The organism is Nitrincola iocasae (genome assembly GCF_008727795.1).
Taxonomy (GTDB): Bacteria; Pseudomonadota; Gammaproteobacteria; order Pseudomonadales; family Balneatricaceae; genus Nitrincola; species Nitrincola iocasae.
In genome coordinates, this window is the sequence record NZ_CP044222.1 from 3,536,497 (window position 1) to 3,554,106 (window position 17,610).

Annotated in this window: 15 protein-coding genes and 1 pseudogene; 8 read left to right on the top strand and 8 right to left on the bottom strand. The window is 48.4% G+C overall.

The window, feature by feature from the left end:
• Window positions 1–115: 115 nt before the first annotated feature.
• Window positions 116–985, bottom strand: a complete 870-nt coding sequence (locus F5I99_RS16355; RefSeq protein ID WP_151057850.1) for a MurR/RpiR family transcriptional regulator — start codon at window positions 983–985, stop codon at window positions 116–118.
• Window positions 986–1,251: 266 nt separating this feature from the next.
• On the opposite strand from F5I99_RS16355, the gene F5I99_RS16360 reads away from it, so the two are divergent.
• From F5I99_RS16360 to F5I99_RS16380, 5 genes are all read left to right on the top strand, one after another.
• Entirely contained in the window at window positions 1,252–2,316 is a 1,065-nt protein-coding gene (locus F5I99_RS16360) for a polyamine ABC transporter substrate-binding protein (protein WP_151057852.1), read from the top strand.
• Between the two features lie 67 nt (window positions 2,317–2,383).
• Window positions 2,384–3,514: an ABC transporter ATP-binding protein gene (locus F5I99_RS16365; RefSeq protein ID WP_151057854.1), complete on the top strand. Its 1,131-nt coding sequence runs from the start codon at window positions 2,384–2,386 to the stop codon at window positions 3,512–3,514.
• On the top strand, window positions 3,511–4,404 hold the full coding sequence (locus tag F5I99_RS16370) for an ABC transporter permease (RefSeq protein ID WP_151057856.1): 894 nt from the start codon (window positions 3,511–3,513) through the stop codon (window positions 4,402–4,404). Before F5I99_RS16365 ends, F5I99_RS16370 begins: the two co-directional genes overlap by 4 nt.
• A gap of 6 nt (window positions 4,405–4,410) precedes the next feature.
• Window positions 4,411–5,250 carry an ABC transporter permease gene (locus tag F5I99_RS16375; protein ID WP_225307448.1) on the top strand — a complete coding sequence of 280 codons (840 nt, stop codon included), beginning with the start codon at window positions 4,411–4,413 and terminating at the stop codon, window positions 5,248–5,250.
• An 18-nt stretch (window positions 5,251–5,268) separates the two neighbouring features.
• Window positions 5,269–6,384 (top strand): DmpA family aminopeptidase, encoded by a 1,116-nt coding sequence (locus F5I99_RS16380; protein ID WP_151057858.1) that lies wholly within the window; start codon window positions 5,269–5,271, stop codon window positions 6,382–6,384.
• 128 nt (window positions 6,385–6,512) lie between these two features.
• Here F5I99_RS16380 and ssb read toward each other — a convergent pair whose 3' ends face one another.
• The 5 genes and pseudogenes from ssb to F5I99_RS16405 form a co-directional block, all read right to left on the bottom strand.
• Window positions 6,513–7,046, bottom strand: coding sequence for a single-stranded DNA-binding protein (gene ssb / locus F5I99_RS16385; protein WP_325062997.1), 534 nt, complete (start codon window positions 7,044–7,046; stop codon window positions 6,513–6,515).
• 194 nt (window positions 7,047–7,240) lie between these two features.
• Window positions 7,241–7,573 (bottom strand): annotated as a pseudogene (locus F5I99_RS19860) (EAL domain-containing protein); the annotation flags it as partial.
• Window positions 7,480–7,875: an EAL domain-containing protein gene (locus F5I99_RS20000; RefSeq protein WP_151059292.1), complete on the bottom strand. Its 396-nt coding sequence runs from the start codon at window positions 7,873–7,875 to the stop codon at window positions 7,480–7,482. The gene F5I99_RS20000 and the pseudogene F5I99_RS19860, both read right to left, overlap by 94 nt.
• The gene (locus F5I99_RS16400) at window positions 7,797–9,221 is read right to left on the bottom strand and encodes a diguanylate cyclase domain-containing protein (RefSeq protein WP_151057862.1); all 1,425 of its coding nucleotides are present in this window, start codon (window positions 9,219–9,221) and stop codon (window positions 7,797–7,799) included. Before F5I99_RS16400 ends, F5I99_RS20000 begins: the two co-directional genes overlap by 79 nt.
• Window positions 9,222–9,291: 70 nt before the next feature.
• Window positions 9,292–9,507 carry a hypothetical protein gene (locus F5I99_RS16405; protein WP_151057864.1) on the bottom strand — a complete coding sequence of 72 codons (216 nt, stop codon included), beginning with the start codon at window positions 9,505–9,507 and terminating at the stop codon, window positions 9,292–9,294.
• 293 nt (window positions 9,508–9,800) lie between these two features.
• Between F5I99_RS16405 and uvrA the strand changes: the two genes are divergently transcribed.
• Together uvrA and F5I99_RS16415 are read left to right on the top strand one after the other, a co-directional pair.
• Window positions 9,801–12,629, top strand: coding sequence for an excinuclease ABC subunit UvrA (gene uvrA, locus F5I99_RS16410; protein WP_151057866.1), 2,829 nt, complete (start codon window positions 9,801–9,803; stop codon window positions 12,627–12,629).
• Between the two features lie 462 nt (window positions 12,630–13,091).
• On the top strand, window positions 13,092–13,325 hold the full coding sequence (locus F5I99_RS16415) for a hypothetical protein (RefSeq protein WP_151057868.1): 234 nt from the start codon (window positions 13,092–13,094) through the stop codon (window positions 13,323–13,325).
• Between the two features lie 115 nt (window positions 13,326–13,440).
• Here F5I99_RS16415 and F5I99_RS16420 read toward each other — a convergent pair whose 3' ends face one another.
• Both F5I99_RS16420 and rpmE read right to left on the bottom strand, forming a co-directional pair.
• Entirely contained in the window at window positions 13,441–14,706 is a 1,266-nt protein-coding gene (locus tag F5I99_RS16420) for a malic enzyme-like NAD(P)-binding protein (protein WP_151057870.1), read from the bottom strand.
• Between the two features lie 181 nt (window positions 14,707–14,887).
• Window positions 14,888–15,106 carry a 50S ribosomal protein L31 gene (gene rpmE / locus F5I99_RS16425; protein WP_151057872.1) on the bottom strand — a complete coding sequence of 73 codons (219 nt, stop codon included), beginning with the start codon at window positions 15,104–15,106 and terminating at the stop codon, window positions 14,888–14,890.
• A 276-nt stretch (window positions 15,107–15,382) separates the two neighbouring features.
• On the opposite strand from rpmE, the gene F5I99_RS16430 reads away from it, so the two are divergent.
• A complete protein-coding gene (locus F5I99_RS16430) occupies window positions 15,383–17,590 on the top strand; it encodes a primosomal protein N' (RefSeq protein WP_151057874.1) in 2,208 nt (735 codons plus the stop codon).
• Window positions 17,591–17,610: the final 20 nt, after the last annotated feature.

Below are 17,610 nucleotides of genomic sequence, written 5' to 3' on the forward strand. Positions count from 1 at the left end.
GCCGCAGGATGAAGAAACCAAAGGCGAATCAGAATAGTACGGAATAAGTCGCATTTGTTGGCCCTGCAGACTGATGAGAGTCAGTTGGATTGATGAATAACTTGGTAAATAACGACTAAAAAAGATCTAAACGCTTTGCCATATCTTGCCAACGTTTAATTCGGGCATCGCTGTTTGGGTTGCGCCGAGAAACTGCATCAATCAACATGTTTGTTGTTAATACGAGTCCCCAGGTCGATTCTAAAAACAATCCTGATTTGGACTTAAAATAAATGACATGGGCATTGTATTCACTCGCCCAATGGCAAAATTCATCACTTAGTATCACGATTTGAATGCCTTTTTCGACAGCGACCTCGCACAACTTTCTACCTTCTGAGGCATAGGGGACAACATCCAAAATAATCAGGGTATCGTATCCTTTTCGCGTTCGGTTCTTATCCTCCAACCACTCCCCCAGCATGCCGTCATGTGGGGATAGGTACTGCACTCGATCACGAGCCAGTGATAAACGCCGTGAAAAATCTTCAGCGGTTCCACGTATAGACTGAAAACCAGTTACATACACTCGGGTTGCCGCGCTAACGCAACTCACCAGACTCTCCCAGTGTTCCGTTTCAAATTGCTCGTATAAGCGCACCATACTTTTTAATTCTTGCTTTAGATTGTCTTTATAAAAAAAGTCTGATGACAATCGCTGACTTTCATTAGCTTCAATCGGAATGAACTCTTTTTGCAGCTCCTCTTTGAGCGCCGAAATCCCTTGATAGCCAGCCCGCTTTAAAAATCGGCTGACTGTAATTTGGCTTACGGCCGCTTTTTCAGCAATTGAAGCCCCCGTTTCGTAACTAATTTGATCCAGGTTAAGCAATATAAACTGTGCTACTCGAGCCTCTGATTTAGACACTTGAGGAATCCATTCCTGAATCTTCTGTGCCGTCGTCGTCGCGATGTATTCCGGTTTTGAAGAAAACGTATTTTTCATTCTATCATCCACCCTCTGTTTCAAGAGTTTTTTGCCATCATCTGGTGCACTTTCAATCCAAAGCAAACCAAAAAGGTGCATACTTATCAATTATTTTTCATACAAAAGGTATTTTTTAAATATAAACCATTAATAAATATAGACTTTAAAATTGTTAGAAACATAACATATATTGATATTGAAAGAAAGATACTATCATCTAGAATGAAATAACGGCGCTTTGACAGGCAATAAACTCTTTTAGACATCATCAGGAAGGCAAGGCTATGAAACAGTTATTTTCTTTAAAAAGTCGTCACAAGGTAAAAATAACAGTGGCTTTAACAAGCATTGCAATCACCTCTCTCGGCTTTGTTCACACGGCTTCGGCCACGGAAACACTTAACATCTATAACTGGGGGGAATACATAAATCCAGAGGTGTTAACACGCTTCACCGAAGAAACCGGCATCCAGGTTAAATTAGACACCTACTCGTCAAACGAGGAAATGCTTGCCAAACTACAGGCGGGTGCAACGGGATACGACATTGTTTTCCCTTCTGTGCATATGCAAGACATTATGGCAAAGCTAGACCTGCTTGAAAAAACCGATATAAATCAATACTCAGGTTTTGAAAATATTGACAGGAGCTTTTTAACTGCAGAGTCTGACCCGAATGGTGAATACTGCCTACCCTATGCGTGGGGAACAGTAGGAATACTGTACAACAAAAATCTAACACCTGATTTGAGCTCATGGGAAGATTTTTTTGAACTACCAGGTGAAGGCAAAAATATCGCCATGTTGGATGATATGAGAGAAGTAATCAGTGTCGGATTGATCGCGAATGGAAAAAGCGTAAACACAACCGATCGCGATGATTTAGAATCTGCTCAGGAATATATCATTCAGCAAAAAGACAACATTTCTGCTTTTACTTACGACAGTATCCCCATGGTGCAATCCGGTGATATTGCTGCCGCCCAATGGTATGTCGGAGCAATGCTCTATGTATTCGATAACCCAGATGAATTGGCTTACGTCATTCCTGAAGAAGGCGCCACCATGTATCAGGAAAATATGTGCGTCTTGAAACGAGCGCCTAATAAAACCAATGCCAAGAAATTTATGGAGTTTTTTACCCAACCTGAAATTGCTGCTTTAAATACCAGACAACAAACCAATGGCACTATGAATACCGAGGCCATCGAACTATTGCCAGATAGCTTGCGTAACAACCCAAGCATTAACCCACCTGAAGACGTTAAAGCCAAGCTGCAACTATTCAAAGAGTTAGGTGAAGGCATCAGGCTGTATGACCGTGTGTGGACCAGAATACGCACATCGTAAAAATACTTTTAATAACTTAGATCTTAGGCGGGTTCGCCCGCCATTTTTCCTTTTTTTGAGGTTTGTTATGCCAGCACCCACTTCATCACCTGAATATATAAAAATTCGTCATGCGCATCGTCAGTTCACTACACCTGAAGGCTGCTCTATTAACGCCTTGGATGATATTAGTTTATCGATTGCACAAAGCGAGTTTATTACCTTATTAGGTCCATCAGGATGCGGCAAAACAACCTTATTAAAAATCGTAGCTGGATTTGAATCACTAGACAGCGGTGATATTCTTTTGGATGGACAGTCGATTATTCACCAACCCGCTCACAAGCGTCCAGTTAATACCGTATTTCAATCTTACGCACTCTTCCCGCATATGACCGTTGGAGATAACGTCGGTTACGGTTTAGACATCGCTAGAGTCAATAAAACTGAACGCAATAAACGCGTTGCAGAAGCACTTGATATGGTGGGGTTAGCAGGAATCGAAAAACGCCTTCCTTCACAACTCTCAGGTGGTCAGCAACAACGTGTTGCCCTGGCTCGCGCCATTATTAATCGTCCTAAATTACTACTGCTGGATGAACCGCTTTCCGCATTAGACAAAAACCTGCGTCTAAAAATGCAACTTGAGCTCAAAAACCTACAAACCGAACTCGGTATCTGTTTCATCTTTGTCACCCACGACCAGGAAGAAGCACTGACCATGTCTGATCGAATTGTGGTGCTCAATGGTGGAAAAATAGAACAAGTAGGTACACCCGATGCAATATACCATACCCCACAGACGCAGTTTGTGGCTAATTTTATCGGCGAAAGTAATCTCTTTGAAGGCACTGTAATCAATAAAACCGAAAATGGCATAGACGTAAACTGTAACGGTTTAGTCATCCACAGCCAAGACACTTCCCATGAAGTTGGTGATGATGTTGAGCTGTTATTAAGACCTGAGCACCTATCTCTAACCCCAATTACTGATCAGGAAAGTCCTCAAGCACAACTGACCATGAAATTGACTCAGACTGTGTTTATCGGCAGCGATTACCAGTTGCATGGTGTACTTAAAAATGGCATAGCACTTTCCGCTTTAACCAGAAAAACCAATCAACCTTTAATAAAAGGTAATGAAATATCGCTGTATTATCAAATCAGTGCATTACACACGATACCACCAGAAAATAAATATAATAAGGGGCGGATATGAAGTTATTGAAGGCCTCTCGGAAGCAGTTAATGCTGCTCGCTTTACTTGCACCAACCAGCCTATTTTTACTGATATTCTTTATTGGTCCCTTGTTGATCATGTTCACTTATAGCTTTTTACAACCCGGTTTATATGGGGGTATTGAATGGAATTTCTATCACTGGAACTATGGCAGAATCTTTGGCTGGGCGGATGGTTTTTACGAAGAGTTTGACTCTGTATATTTACAAATATTGTTACGATCAATCGGTCTGGCACTTATCACCGTAATTTGTACTTTATGCATTTGCTACCCCGTGGCTTTTTGGGTTTCAACCTTATCAAGAAGAAAAAAGTCCCTATGTATATTTTTGATAACCTTACCATTTTTCGCCAGCATGGTAGTTCGACTCTATGCTTGGGTATTGATACTACGTAACTCGGGCTTCGCAAATCAGTTCTTACAAGCAACGGGTATTATCACTGAACCCTTGAATCTTATGTTTACAGGTACGGCTGTTATCATTGGTATGATCTATATTTTCATTCCATTTATGTTTCTACCCATTTACTCCAGTGTTGAAAAGCTCGATAAAAATCTACTTCAAGCCTCTGAAGACCTAGGCGCTACACCTTTAACTACCTTTCGAAAAGTTATTTTCCCCTTAACGCTACCTGGTATTGTGGCTGGCTGTATTTTGGTTTTTATCCCCAGCGTTGGCAACTTTGTCGTACCTGATCTGCTCGGTGGTGCCAAAGTATTAATGATAGGCAATATGGTTGAACAACAATTTCTATATGCTCGCAACTGGCCATTTGGGGCGACACTTTCCATGGTGATCATATTCATGATGCTAATCATTCTGTCATTTTATTTATACAAATCAGCAAGAAGCCAAGCCGCTTTGTAGGAGCTCATGATGAAAAAACAAACGCCTTTAGGTCACTTACTATCCGTTTACAGTGTGTTCTTTTTTGTCTTCCTCTACGCACCGGTAATGCTGATTGTGATTTATTCATTTAACGCCAATCCAGTTAACATTATGATCTGGGATGGTTTCACCCTGGATTGGTACCGTAGTATTTTTGGCGCAGAAACTAGCTTAGCCGATTCTTCCAGCTATGTGGACTCAACCAGTCAACTGCTCAATGCGCTTTTGAACAGTCTTATTGTTGCATCCAGCGCTACCCTTATTGCCACGTTGCTAGGAACAAGCACTGCAGTCGCCCTGGCACGCTATCGCTTTAAACTGCATTCGTTTTATCGTCTGTTACTGTTTGTACCTATGGTCATGCCCGATATCGTTTTGGGCATCGCCCTGCTGATTTTCTTCGTTGGTGCCGGTTTTACTCTAGGCAGCAACACTATCATTATCGGTCATTGTACGTTTCTTACCAGCTATGTATTTATAGTCGTCAGTGCTCGACTCGCTGGCATGAACCCCCTCACAGAAGCGGCGTCTGCGGATCTTGGGGCGAATGAATGGCAGACTTTCCGACGCGTTACTTTGCCATTAATTTTGCCTGGCGTGATCGGCGGTGCGTTATTAAGCTTTATCATTTCCATGGATGATCTGGTCATTACTTATTTTATTAGTGGCGTCGACTCAACCACGCTACCTGTTTTCATTCTTGGCATGATCCGCCGCGGTATTAAACCCGAGATTAACGCCATTGCGACACTGATGCTGCTATTTTCCGTGGTCGTCGCCTCGGCGGGTATTTACTTCAAATCTAAAAACACCACTACACACTAAAGAACAAAAGGCTGAACTATGCCCAAATTACGCGCACGTGCACTGGGGCTACCTTTCCCTGGAACCACAGGCCCCTTCAATGCCATTACGGATGTTCCCGGAATTCAAGTAGGTTACAAAACGCTGATAAACGATGACTCAAGTTCGCCCACCAGAACCGGCGTTACAGCCATATTGCCCCGGGGACGAAACACCACACCACAACCAGTATGGGCAGGCATGTACGCACTCAATGGTAATGGTGAAATGACAGGCACTCACTGGATTCAGGATGGTGGCTATTTTGTTGGTCCCATTATGATCACCAATTCCCATGCCGTTGGCATTACCCACCACGCCGCCGTTAAATGGACTGTAGCGCAATACAAAGATACCTGGCATAACAACCACCTGTGGGCCATGCCAGTCGTTGCAGAAACCTATGATGGTGTACTCAATGACATCAACGCCATGCATGTTACCGAGCAGGACGTACTCGATGCATTAGCCAATGCCAAGTCAGGTCACCTGGCAGAAGGTAACGTCGGCGGTGGAACAGGGATGATCGCCTATGACTTTAAAGGCGGAACTGGAACCGCTTCTCGACTGGTCGAAATAGCAAACACAACCTACACTGTCGCCGCCCTGGTTCAGGCCAACCATGGTATTCGACCCTGGTTTACAGTGCTGGGGGCTCCGATTGGAAAGCTGATGCCACACGACCGCATTCACCCTGTGCATGAACAAGGCTCTATCATTGTCATTATTGCCACAGATGCACCGATGCTGCCCCATCAACTCAAACGCCTTGCCAAACGTGCCGCCCTTGGCGTCGGCAAAAATGGTTCTCCGGGGGGCAATAACTCTGGCGATATTTTCCTCGCCTTTAGCACCGCCAATGAGCAGGATTTACCACAATTCTCAGCACCTGTTTGTGCCATGGACTATTTGAACGATGAAGTCTTTGACGAATTTTACATGGCTACTGTAGAAGCAACAGAAGAGTCCATCATCAATGCCATGGTAGCAGCAGAAGACACACCCACCTTTAAACAACCGGCAAATAAAGTCTGTAAAGCCATCGATGGAGAAACCCTCGCAGCCATGGTCAATAGCTTCCATGCAGCAAGTCAAATGTGGCATAAGGTGCAATAAGCTACACACTTGTTTACAACCTATACCTCCACGACATAGCGCATATCCTTTACATATAAAAGCAAAAAGCCCCTATTATGGGGCTTTTTGCTTTATAAACGTTACAAAATGCTAAGACTAAGCGTTCGTTAGAACGGGATATCATCATCAAAATCATCAAAACCAGGTGCCGGCTGGGCGGGCTGCTGCTGTGGCGCAGGCTGGTTTTGTGGACGAGACTGTTGTGGGGCAGGACGTGACGCTTGCTGCTGAGGTTGTTGACCATAACCCATCGGGTCCTGGTTACCGGCGTAACCGCCCTGATTACCACCGCCGCCTTCACCACCACGGCTATCCAGCATTTGCATTTCACTGGCAACGATTTCAGTGGTGTAACGGTCCTGACCACTCTGATCCTGCCATTTACGCGTACGCAAAGCGCCTTCGATATACACTTTCGAGCCTTTGCGTAAGTATTCACCGGCAATTTCAGCAAGGCGATTGAAGAATACCACCCGGTGCCACTCGGTTCTTTCCTGTGGCTGTCCGGTCTGCTTATCCTTCCATGTATCGCTAGTTGCCAGAGTCAGGTTGGTAACTGCATTGCCTGATGGCATGTACTTAACTTCAGGGTCCTGGCCCAGGTTGCCTATCAGGATTACTTTATTGATGCCGCGTGCCATTATTCTCTCCAAATCGTAAAAGGTTCTACATGTTGGTGCTCCCTGCATCCAACCTTTGTAGGTTGGATGAGAATAACACAAGCTTAGGTTTAGGCTGAACACCAAAGGCTAATTTTTCATGGAGGTTCTAAGGAACCAGCCGAGTAGATTCGCTATTCAGAACTTGTAGCTAAGTCAAAGCGACCCTCGTTCCCTTATGATTCGAAATCAGCACCTCCAGTGGCCGTGGTTTCGATATCAGGTAGCCTTGAATGTGCCATAAGCACCATCGCCTCACACAGTGCCAATGCATCCGAGTCAGCACTGAGATTGGCGATGAAGCAGCGATCTATCTTCAGATAATCGATATCGTATCGATGGATATAAGCCATAGATGAATAGCCAGTGCCGAAGTCATCCAATGTCACCTGCACGCCATGATCTCGAAACACCATCAGTTTTTTGATGGTCTCACAATTGGGGTCCAGCATGACTCCCTCTGTGATCTCGATAATAATATCACTACATAGCAAATGTTGAGCATCGAGACGGTGAACCCAGTCAGTTGCGTTTTCTCATGGGCAAACTGTATCGGAGAAACGTTGATGCTGACCTGAAGACTCTCTCCGTATGCCTGCTTCAGTGTGGGGATATCCCTACACACCTGCTCAAATACTTTTTGTCCGATAGCGATGATCAGCCCGCTCTCTTCGGCAAGCGGGATAAACTCAGCAGGACTGATCAAACCCTTTTCCGGATGCTGCCACCGAATCAGAGCTTCTGCTTTAGTGATTCGCTGTGATTCGCTGTGATTCGCTGTGATTCGCAGTTGAGTATAGGCTGATAATATACGACAAGCTCTGTGTCGATAGCATCGCGTAGATCGCTGATCAGCTCACGTTTATGCAGAATCGCTTCTTGCATTATCGGGTCAAAGTACTTGAGCCGGTTACGACCCTCCTGTTTGGCAGCAAACATCGCCTGATCTGCGGATTTGAGTAACTCCTCCACGGTTTTGCCATCAGCAGGGTAGATGGCCACCCCGATACTGGTAGTGATAAAGAGTCGATGCTGATCTACTTGTATCGGTTCGGCGAGCAGTTTAAGGATCTGTTCGCAGAGCTCATCGATAGGGTTGGTGAGACGTCTGAAATCAGTGAGAACAACAGTAAACTCATCGCCTCCAAGTCTGGCCAGCAGATTTGGCTCCCTGATTACGCTTTTTAGCCTTCCAGCAACTTCACGCAGCAGCTTGTCACCAGCATCATGACCAAGGGTATCATTAATATCCTTAAAGTTATCCAGATCAAGCATCAACAGGCTCAGTTGTTGGTCTTCATGTTTTACACGTTCGAGTGCTTGGGATAACTGGTAGTTAAGCATATAGCGGTTAGGTAGCGCCGTCAGAGTATCAACATTGGCCTGAAGCCATATCTGCCGCTCGGCTTCCAACCGCGTTTCTGCCATATGTTCAAATTGTTGTTTTAATTGTACCAGTTCGACAACACCTTCATGGGCTTTGTTCGGTTCGAAAATGCCGCGTTGCAGTTTGCGACTGGCGTCTGTGAGGGCTTCGATCGGTGCAAGCACTCCATTTTTAAGCAACCGGGTGCTGATCCGGTAGAGACCCAACATAACCAGCGAAAACAGCAGTAGTAAGATATAAAAGCGTTGATTGATTCGCTGTAACACAGCATCCGTTGGCACACCGATGGTCAGAACAAAAAACTCCTCATCGGTGTTATGCAGCAGTGGAATGGAATACTTCATCCGCCTGATGCCATCCGCACCCATCAACTGCTCTGCCTGAGAGTGTCCGTTGATTTCCGTGACGACTCTACCCAGCTCATCCGGATTAGCAGGGTAGTTAGCTATGAGTGTGGCCTGACTGTCGGTAATGAAGGCCGTACTCGACTCCGGCAAGTTACTGGTTTCAAGGTAGTGGGTCCACCAAGCCAGCGAAACCACAGCAACGGCAACGCCGCGCACCTCATCAGTGGTGAGGTCAGTGACTGGGTAGCCAAAATTGATACTGGTTGTATTGGCAGCACGATCATGTTGAAAGGTGCCGATCGAGAAGCGCCTGTTGGTCAGCGCATCCTGAAAATAGGGCCGATCAAACACATTGATATGACGATTCAGTGGATGCGTGTTACACAGCAGGTCACCACTGGCCAGAGGAACACCGAGATTCACAAACTATGTATTGAATTTGAGTATTTTTGCCAGAAACTCACCACAGACAGGTGCTGCTGGATCCTGCACTTCAGGTAATTGCGCTAGATGGGTCAGATAGGCTTTCAGTGTCGATGAGAATTTTGTGCTGCAGGGCAGCCAGATCATTGGCCGTCACCTCGACTTGATGCTCAAGATTTAATAACGCCTGTTTTCGGTTCTCCAGCATATCAGCAGAGATAGCCAAATAACCGGGCAGTGTTATCAGACCTACCAACAGCGAAAGGCGATTCCGCAATGAGCTCATCAATGCTTCAGACCCTCTTATTATGAATCATTTATATAGAAGAAAACTCCTGCAGGTGCACTGAAGCATATATGCAATTTTGCCACTATGTATTTCAACAATATTTGAAAGGTTATGACTCAATCATAAGCTTGTCAAATATCAACCGATTGCCTCTCAGGGTGGGTTAGCCTGAGTTAATCAATATTCATGCAGATTGTTAGTACACATCACGCCATTGAACTCAGCGCGTTCATGTAAAATTCGGACTAAAGGCTTATAATGCTCGTTTTTGCACTGTCACCGGAGCGGTAATGGATAAAATACTGGTACGGGGTGCGCGCACCCACAACCTGAAAAATATCGACCTGGATATTCCCCGGGACAAGCTGATCGTCATCACCGGCTTGTCAGGTTCCGGCAAATCCTCGCTGGCATTTGATACCCTCTATGCCGAAGGACAGCGTCGCTATGTAGAATCGCTATCCACCTATGCCCGTCAGTTTCTATCGATGATGGAAAAACCGGATGTAGACCATATTGAAGGGCTGTCTCCGGCCATTTCCATTGAACAGAAATCCACCTCGCATAACCCGCGCTCGACTGTCGGCACCATCACCGAAATTTATGACTATCTGCGCTTACTCTATGCCCGCGCAGGTGAGCCGCGCTGTCCGGATCATGATCTGCCCCTGGCAGCACAAACGGTGTCGCAGATGGTGGATCAGGTGCTGACCCTGCCGGAAGGCAGTAAAATGATGCTACTGGCACCGGTGGTACAAGGCCGCAAAGGTGAGCACTTACACACCATCAGCGAGCTGCGTTCACAGGGATTTGTCCGCGCACGCATCAACGACATTATTGTTGATCTGGACAGTGCACCCGCATTGGATAAGAACAAGAAACACTCCATTGAAGTTGTGATTGACCGCTTCAAGGTACGTAATGACCTACAGATACGCCTGGCGGAATCCTTTGAAACCGCACTGAATCTGACCGATGGCATCGCCCGGGTCGCCTGGATGGACGATGAGGGCAAGGATGATCTGATCTTCTCAGCCCGGTTTGCCTGCCCCGTCTGTGGTCACAGCATTCAGGAACTGGAACCGCGGATGTTTTCGTTTAACAATCCACACGGTGCCTGCTCCACCTGTGATGGTTTGGGTGTCAAACAGTACTTTGATCCGGTCAAGGTGGTACATGATCCTTCACTAACACTGTCGGAAGGTGCCATTCGTGGCTGGGACAGACGCAGCCTGTACTATTTCCAGCAACTGAAAGCGGTGGCGGATCATTACGGCTTTGATATGGATACTCCCTTCTGTGATCTGACCCAGGTGCAGCAGAAAGTGATTCTGCACGGCAGTGGCACAGAGCAGATAGAGTTCAGCTATACCAATGATCGAGGCACCCGTGTTAGCAAGCACCATCCCTTTGAGGGAGTGCTGAACAACCTGGAACGGCGCTATAAAGAAACCGAATCCGATATGGTCCGCGAGGACCTGGCCAAATACCTGAACATGCAGCCCTGCCCCTCTTGCCATGGTACGCGCCTGCGCCGCGAAGCACGGCATGTGTATATTGATGGGCGCACCCTGCCTGAAATCGTACGCATGGCCATAGGTGACAGCAAAGCCTATTTTGATCAGTTGGAGCTGAGTGGCAAGCAGGGTGAGATTGCTGACAAAATCCTTAAAGAGATTCGTCAGCGCTTATCCTTCCTGGTCAATGTCGGACTGGACTATTTATCCCTGGAGCGCAGCGCTGAATCTTTGTCCGGTGGTGAAGCCCAGCGTATACGTTTAGCCAGTCAGATAGGCGCCGGACTGGTCGGGGTGATGTATATTCTGGATGAGCCCTCCATAGGTTTACACCAGCGCGACAATGACCGTCTGCTGGAAACACTGCGCCACTTGCGTGATCTGGGGAATACCGTGATCGTGGTAGAACATGATGAAGATGCCATACGCTTAGCCGATCATGTCATCGATATCGGTCCGGGAGCGGGTGTGCATGGCGGTAAAGTGATCGCCGCAGGCACGCCACAGGAGGTCATGGATAATCCGGCATCCATTACCGGCCAGTACCTCTCAGGAGTGCGCCGTATTGAAGTGCCTGCGCAACGCTACCCGGTTGACTCTGAAAAGTTTCTCCGCCTGATCGGTGCACGGGGTAACAACCTGAAGGATGTTACCCTGGAAATTCCTGTTGGCCTGCTCACCTGCGTTACCGGGGTGTCAGGTTCGGGCAAATCCACGCTGATTAACAGCACCCTGTATCCGATTACGGCCACGGAACTGAACCACGCCACCACCCTGGATGCCTCAGAATATGATCGCATCGAGGGGATGCATCATTTTGATAAGGTTATCGATATAGATCAAAGCCCGATAGGACGGACACCACGCTCCAATCCGGCCACCTATACCGGCATTTTTACCCCGGTGCGTGAACTCTTTGCGGGTACGCAGGAAGCCCGCTCACGCGGATACAAGCCAGGACGGTTTAGTTTTAATGTCAAAGGTGGCCGTTGTGAAGCCTGTCAGGGGGATGGTGTCATCAAGGTGGAAATGCACTTCCTTCCGGATATTTTTGTGCCTTGTGATGTCTGCCACGGCAAACGCTACAACCGCGAAACCCTGGAAGTACGCTACAAAGGCAAAACCATTGATGAAGTACTGAGCATGACCGTGGAAGATGCGCGTGAATTTTTCGATGCCATTCCTGCACTGGCGCGAAAACTGCAAACTCTGATTGATGTCGGGCTCAGCTATATTCGCTTAGGCCAAAGCGCGACAACCCTGTCAGGCGGTGAAGCCCAGAGGGTGAAGCTGTCACGCGAGCTGTCCAAGCGCGATACCGGCAAAACGCTGTATATTCTTGATGAACCGACCACCGGTCTGCATTTCTATGATATTCAGCAATTATTGAATGTACTCTATCGGTTACGTGATCATGGCAATACCATTGTGGTGATTGAACACAACCTGGATGTGATCAAAACGGCTGACTGGGTTATCGACCTGGGCCCAGAGGGAGGCACAGGGGGCGGCGAGATCATTGCTACTGGCACACCCGAAGCGGTAGCCGAGGTGGAAGCCTCACATACGGGTCGCTTCCTGAAGCCCTTGCTGCAGCGCTAGCAGCAAACGGCTAGTCCATGGCATTCGCAGAAAACTGCTCCTGCGTTTTCTGCATACACGCCGCCCTTGGCATTCGCAGAAAACTGCTCCTGCGTTTTCTGCATACACGCCGTCCTTGGCATTCGCAGAAAACTGCTCCTGCGTTTTCTGCATACACGCCGTCCATGGCGTTAAGTGTCATCACGACAATTAAGTGGTTGACAGCAACGCTGGAATATTAGAAAAAGAAGGTCTGAAATTATTCAGGCCTTTTTTTACTTTGAAGATACTAGCATGACTCAGATCAACAAACGCCCGAACACCCGAATTTCCGTCGCCAATCGCTGGCTGATGGCGATTTCCCGTGTCTCGCGTGCTGTGATCTGATTTATTTACCGGCCGCGATATCTTCGCGGCCTCCGGTGCACTTTCCCCACCCCAGACTTTGAAGATATCTCCGGCCCTTTTTGAAAGGAGATAGAGATGTTCCCACTGGATCTGTTACACCAACTGCAGAGATGCTTTACCCGTGCACTTACCCGGCAGCATATTGCCCACCTGGATGCACGCCTGCTGCAAGATGTTGGCTTAAACCCTGACGGCAGCCACCGATTGCCACAGGAAAAAGACACCCCTAACAATCTGACCATTCGAGCACAGCTGGATGTGGAACAACCCACACAGCACACAGCGGCTCCTGCTGTACAGAAACACTGATGCCCTGGCGCTATCAACTGCACTATCGGCCAATAAAAAACCGCTAACGGCGTTTAATCACCCCTAGCGGTTTTTTTGTGACTCTTGTTAAGAGTCTCCTATTTAAGCGTCCTGCTCAATACAACTCAGATTCACAATGAATCGGGTAGTGTTCCGGCATAGGCAAACGCGCCACGCCACTATCGATCGCAGCCTGTGCAACCGCAAAAGAGATGCGGCCCAGCAGACGGGAATCAGTTGCTTTTGGCAGAATGTATTCACGGCCGAATTCCAGGGACTGCAAACCGTAAGCTAACAGTACTTCCTGAGTGACAGGCTCACGAGCCAAACCGGCCAGAGCTTTCACCGCAGCAGCTTTCATCTCTTCATTGATTGCCGAGGCACGCACATCGAGCGCACCACGGAAAATGAAAGGAAAGCCCAGTACATTATTAACCTGGTTGGGGAAGTCAGAACGACCTGTGGCCATGATCACATCAGGACGGGCGGCGTTAGCAACTTCCGGCCGAATTTCGGGATCAGGGTTGGCACAGGCGAAGACAACGGGGTTATCCGCCATTTTCTTAAGCTGCTCAGGTGACAGCAGGTCCGGACCAGACAGACCTAAAAATACATCAGCACCCTCGATGGCATCATCCAGGGTACGTTTATCTGTTTCAGTTGCGAATGCCGCTTTTTCGGCAGTCAGGTCAGCTCGACCAGAGTGGATCACACCCTTGCGGTCGATCATATATACATTCTCGACTTTCGCGCCCATGTTAATGAGCAGCTTCATACAAGCACTGGCAGCAGCACCGGCACCCAGACAGACAATCGACGCTTCTTCCAGCTTTTTACCGGCCAGTTCCAGCGCATTGATCATACCGGCAGCCGTCACGATGGCGGTACCGTGCTGATCATCATGGAATACCGGGATATTACAACGCTCAATCAGCGTACGCTCTATCTCAAAGCATTCCGGTGCTTTAATGTCTTCCAGGTTGATGCCGCCAAAGGTTTCAGCAATACGGGCGACCGTATCGATGAACGCCTGTGGACTTTCAGCGTCTACTTCAATATCGATAGAATCGATATTGGCAAAACGCTTGAACAACAGTGCTTTGCCTTCCATGACAGGTTTGGATGCCAGTGGACCCAGATCACCCAGGCCCAAAATGGCAGTCCCATTGGAAATGACGGCAACCAGGTTACCCTTCGCTGTATAACGATAGGCCGCTTCAGGATCTTTGGCGATCTCACGCACCGGCTCCGCTACGCCAGGGGAGTAAGCCAATGCGAGATCATGAGCCGTCTCTGCAGACGTTGATAGCTCAACACTGATTTTACCGGGACGAGGAAACTCGTGGTAATCTAGAGCCGCTTGCTTAAAATCTTGAGACATGGTTGCAGATTCCAACTAAGGTTGTAGTTAAACGGTCTTGCATCATAACCAAAAGCCATGTTGACAACAACCGCCCTTTAAGGGTGCATAAACACCCTGCTTTGCACAATCACTGTGCCAAATAAGCAAAAAAGCATCCACGAAGGATGCCTTTTGAAAAACCTGGTGATCAGCGTAACCGTTACTTTTTCAGTGAACGGGCACCAAAACGCTTGTTGAAACGGTCCACACGGCCGCCAGTAGTCGCTTCTTTCTGCTTACCTGTGTAGAAAGGATGGCAGCTGCTGCAGACGTCAACCAGCATAGTGCTATCGCCTAAAGTAGATTTGGTCTGCATGACGTTACCACAAGAACAGGTGATGGTAATGTCAGTATATTTGGGATGGATACCAGCTTTCATTTTGAACCTCAATGGAGTTATTGATGTGCCGCCACCTGATCGGAAGGATCTGTATGCTTCAAATTGCCAGGCACCGCACTAACAAGGGTTGGACAGGTTTACGCTCCGCTGAGACTTTACGCTCCGCTGAAAAGGGCAACACCCACCCGTACAATTACAAGGGCGGAAATTATACGGCCAGGCCGTACTTCCCGCAACCTAAAAAGGCTATTTAATCACCAGCCAAAAGAATCTAGACTGTTAGCATCTAACCTTCAGCCAAAATGAGAGCCCTGATTGATTCTTAGAGTTGCCATCCCCACCCCCTTACACCGGCTATTTGACTACCGGCCTCCCCTTTCCGGTACTCTGAAACCTCAGGTCGGATGCCGCGTAAGTGTACCGTTTGGCCAGCGCAAGGTGATTGGCATCATCACGGCACTGCCAGAGCATTCAGAGCTACCCCTGGACAAGCTCAAACCTGCGCATATCATTCTGGACGCCGCACCAGTGCTCGACGGCCTGCAGTTTTATTTAGCCCGCTGGGCCGCTAGTTATTATGCCTATCCGGAAGGTGACGCCCTGTCTCAGGCCTTACCGGCGTTGCTGCGCAAAGGCGAACCTGCCGAATTTACCCATGAAACCCTCTGGCGGGCCACACCGGGCGCCAGCCTGGATGCGCTATCGAAATCGGCTACGCGTCAGCGTGAACTGCTAGCCCTACTGCTACGCAACCCCAAAGGGGTCAGCACTGACTTGTTGAGAGTTGAATCTCTGCCAGTACCCTTATTGAAAACCCTTAAGGACAAAGCCCTGGCTGAAACGTTCATTCATCACCCTACCCCTCTGCATGCCGATGAGCGTGAAGAGGGCGAGATATTAAAAGAAGCCCCGCTAACACTGAATACTGAGCAACACCAAGCGTTACAGAACATTGCCGCCGGATCAGGGTTTAATACACTGTTACTCGAAGGGATCACCGGCTCAGGCAAAACCGAGGTTTACCTGCAAGCCATCCAGCAAGTACTCAAAGAAGGCAAGCAAGCACTGATTCTGGTCCCTGAAATCGGCCTGACTCCGCAGACACTGGCACGTTTCAAAGCCCGCTTTCAGGTGCCAGTAATCGCCCTGCACTCCGGGCTGACTGACCGACAACGTCTGGATGCCTGGTTGATGGCACGAGAGGGCAGCGCTCGCATCCTAATTGGCACCCGCTCAGCCATTTTTACCCCGATGCGATACCCAGGTCTGATCATTGTCGATGAGGAGCATGACCAATCCTTTAAACAGCAGGATGGCTTTCGTTACTCAGCCCGCGACCTGGCCGTGCTGCGTGCCAAACATGAAGACATTGCGCTGGTATTGGGCAGTGCCACACCATCACTCGAAAGTCTGCACAATGCACTCAGTGGTCGTTATCGTCACAGCCTGCTGACTACCCGGGCTGGCAAGGCGATGCCACCCGCTTTTGAACTACTGGATATTCGTGGTGAAACCCTCAATTGCGGCTTGTCCGACAGCCTCACACAACGTATTGAAACCCATCTGGCACAGGGCACCCAGATACTGATTTTTCTCAATCGCCGTGGTTTTTCGCCCTCACTCATCTGTCACAATTGTGGTGCTGTGAATGAATGCACCCGTTGTGATGCCCGCATGACACTGCACCGCTCACCACCGCACATGCATTGCCACCACTGTGACCGCCAGACTCCCATACCTATGCGTTGCAATCAATGTGGCAGCGAAGACTTACGACCATCCGGTGCGGGCACTGAGCGCACCGAAGACTTCCTGTGTCATCGCTTCCCCAAAACCCCCGTACTGAGAATTGATCGTGACAGCACCGCACGCAAAAATGCCATGAGCCAACTGATGGCTCAGATCCATACGGGCAAACCGTGCATTATGATTGGTACGCAGATGCTGGCTAAGGGTCACCACTTCCCCCGCGTCACTCTGGTGGCTGTATTAGATGCAGACAGCGGGTTATTCAGCGCTGATTTTCGTGGTATGGAAAAAACTGCGCAGTTAGTTTTACAAGTAGCCGGGCGGGCGGGACGGGCCGACCACCCAGGTGAGGTGGTTATGCAGACTCGCCACCCGGATCACCCCATGCTTAACGCCCTGATTCGTGACGGTTATGGTGCTTTCGCCGCCTCTGAGCTGCAGATGCGCAAAGCAGCAGGCCTGCCTCCCTTCAGTTTTCACGCATTGATTCGTGCCGAGGCGACACGTCAGGGCTGGGCAGAAGGCTTTCTGCGCGACATACGAGAAATGATGGAAGAGCAACTGGCCGCACCATCGGGCAGCCACTGGTCCGGTCCGTTTCCGTCGCCAATGGAAAAGCGTGCCGGGCTGTACCGGGCGCAATTACTGATTCAAAGCCGCCAGCGCAGTGACCTGCACCAGTTACTTATGCGCATACTGACATTTTTAATTCAGCACAAAGCGCGCAACAAGGTGCGCTGGTCAATTGATGTCGATCCACTAGACAGTTATTGAGGTTATGGCTGAATAGACCC